Raw genomic sequence first — 2,454 nt, 5'->3', positions numbered from 1 at the left:
GACTTAAGTGACATAAACCTTGGGACACCAATAGCGATCAAGGCATACTTAAACCAGCTGAAAGAACCGGTGATGTACGTGGTAGAAATGAACCCAAGAGAAATAGGGGTAGCCAAAGAAGTTAAAGATTACATCGTAAAGAAAATTGAAAGTGACCCCTGGGATACATCAAATAAAGCAGCTATAGTTATTGTTACAGGAAAGATCGCAGTAGAAACGAATCCTTTTGTATTGTTCATTACCATATACGGATGGGCATTAATTGAGAGCATGAAACCATTACCCTCCGACAATCTCGGTGACAATAATCTTATAGTAGGTGATGAGTCATGAAACTTTTTGAATGTTCCAAGTTCTCCCTTCGTTGTGTCCTCCAGACTTATGTCAGTTCCGTCCTTTTAGTTTATCTTTTTACGGGCTTTAAAGGTATGTCTACCGTGGATCTCCTCGTGGTTCTATGCATTCTATTTATAGTGACAATAGCAGCTATGTACCTCTGGGCGTTAGTGTACCCGTCAGATGATTTTGTTGCCTTTAAAAGAAGCGAGAAAGAAAAGTGATTTTGGCTGACGCTAATCTGGATTGGTCTGACAGAACCTATACCTCCGAATGATCCTGGAGATAACAACCTGGTGGTGGGTGATGAGCCATGAATCTTGAGAACATTGTTGGATTCTTTTTAATTTTTCTCCCCGCAATGCTATTGATCTTCATAATAGCCTATGTTGCAGTGACCAATTCGTTTGAAGATAGCAGAAAGGAATGGTTCATCAGCATATACCTTGGAGTACCATATATTGTACTGCTCTGGACAGTCATAATGTCAGAGACAAAAAATAGCCTACTGGGATGGGCATTGATATTTGGATTCCTCTTGGTCAGCAAGACAGTAAAACCCCAAGTGTTGATAGACGGATTAACGTTGGGTTCACTTGTGTACCTGAGTCTCACATCCAAAGTTGCCTTCGTGGGGTTATTGGCTTATATCCTGATTCAGCTCAAGGGTTGGTTGAGGGAAAATTTGTTAGTTAACGTAATCCTGTTGTGGGCGTCGTTGGCTCTTGCCACTCTACCATCAATCTCGCAAGCAGGAACAGTGATCTTCGTGGGTGCGGTTCACATTATCACGTCACTGAAGCTCTCAAAGGTTTCAGGAGTGAATATTGTCCCACACAGAGAAATTGAAGAAGAACGCTTGAAAACTTAAATAGAAAGACAAAAAGAACACAGAACCCTTATTCCAAAGTGGGAGGCTAAAAGGCTCTGGGGCCATTTGAATCCATTGATCCTAACTTTTTTGGCAGTTTCATTGGGATCCTAATGATCATCCCCGGCAAAGTAAACGTCAGTCATTCAGATGTCTATGAATGTACTCTCCAAGGTCTTCACCTCAACACATAAATAAAACGAAAGGGCAAACCTTTACTGCCCTTCAGGGCGTTGTGGATAAAGTTTTGGTAGTGTTGCCATATATGCCAAGACTGACGCTGTAATTATGACAAAAATTATAGCATAGCTGGGAAATCGGATTGCGTAAGGGATCCATGTTCTAGACCATGACCAGTACGCCATAATTAGTGGCAATGTGAGTGCAGCCCTCTTCGCCATGTAAACCTTTCCACGCTTTAAATTGACAATCATGGTAACTGCGCCAATCACTATTACCATCGGATAAAAAACTACATCAAGCACAAACAAAGCATCCCCAAAGGTCATTTCCTATCACCCCCTTACTAATATATATACTAGAGTAACCAAGATTACCCCACCTACTATAGTCGCTCCTATAGGGCCTAATCCTAGGAGTAGCGCTATGGATGTCCCTATAACTGAAATGCTTGCTGACAAAATTGCATCTCCTAATATCTTGCCCTCTTTTTTCATAAGAGGACTTCCAAAGTAATAGAGCATTAGGGGTTTGTCAATGCTCACATCCTTCTGGGGATATGGCATGTCTATTTGAATAGTGAGGGTGTAATTTGTGTCTTCCCAGCTAAAAGAGGAGGAGCCTGTTGTAGAATCATACACATATCTATAGTCCAGTAGTGTTTTGTCTTCTGGGATTTTAATAGGGGCTACCACTAGGACCTCAGTGTGACCCGGATCTATATTGATAGAGTTCTGAATAGGATAGTCAATAGAGACTGTTCGGGTTTTGTGGAGATACTCGTCATAGGGATAACCAGTTAAGATGACTTTTTTGGTGTTTATGCTAACTCTCTCATGGAGTGTGTTCTTTAGGTATATCTTGCACTCAATAGTCTCACCAAGGCCTGCCCTTTGAGGGCAATCGATATTTAAGATTTCAATGTCTTCAACAGTTGTGGAGTTCGTCTTATTATCTTCTGGAGGTCTATGAACTGTTATTCCTCCACTCCTCGACGCTTCCAGTTTTTCACCCTCCCACACTTCTATCCTATAATCATGCTCTCCAGCTTGAGCAGTCCACGTTAA

Annotated in this window: 4 protein-coding genes; 2 read left to right on the top strand and 2 right to left on the bottom strand. The window is 41.6% G+C overall.

Features of this window, described 5'->3' with window-relative positions; all coding sequences use genetic code 11:
• Together MV985_RS05285 and MV985_RS05280 are read left to right on the top strand one after the other, a co-directional pair.
• Positions 1-333 (top strand): hypothetical protein (locus tag MV985_RS05285; protein WP_297463993.1); only part of this gene is annotated, 333 nt, incomplete at its 5' end.
• 316 nt (positions 334-649) lie between these two features.
• Entirely contained in the window at positions 650-1,207 is a 558-nt protein-coding gene (locus MV985_RS05280) for a hypothetical protein (protein WP_297463990.1), read from the top strand.
• 215 nt (positions 1,208-1,422) lie between these two features.
• Here the strand turns inward: MV985_RS05280 and MV985_RS05275 are convergent, their stop codons facing one another.
• Both MV985_RS05275 and MV985_RS05270 read right to left on the bottom strand, forming a co-directional pair.
• A complete protein-coding gene (locus tag MV985_RS05275; RefSeq protein WP_297463984.1) occupies positions 1,423-1,716 on the bottom strand; it encodes a hypothetical protein in 294 nt (97 codons plus the stop codon).
• Positions 1,717-1,722: 6 nt separating this feature from the next.
• Positions 1,723-2,454: hypothetical protein (locus MV985_RS05270; protein ID WP_297463981.1), on the bottom strand; the 732-nt coding region annotated here is incomplete at its 5' end.

Origin of the sequence: Thermococcus sp. (genome assembly GCF_027012695.1) — an archaeon.
Classification (GTDB): Archaea; Methanobacteriota_B; Thermococci; order Thermococcales; family Thermococcaceae; genus Thermococcus.
The sequence above is the reverse complement of the archived record's forward strand: the minus strand, read 5'-3'. Positions and strand labels throughout refer to the sequence as shown.

What these genes read in the sequence shown, in the direction of transcription:
- MV985_RS05280 (WP_297463990.1), top strand. Translation starts at nt 650, where the DNA reads ATGAATCTTGAGAACATTGTTGGATTCTTTTTAATTTTTCTCCCCGCA.
- MV985_RS05275 (WP_297463984.1), bottom strand. Translation starts at nt 1,716, where the DNA reads ATGACCTTTGGGGATGCTTTGTTTGTGCTTGATGTAGTTTTTTATCCG.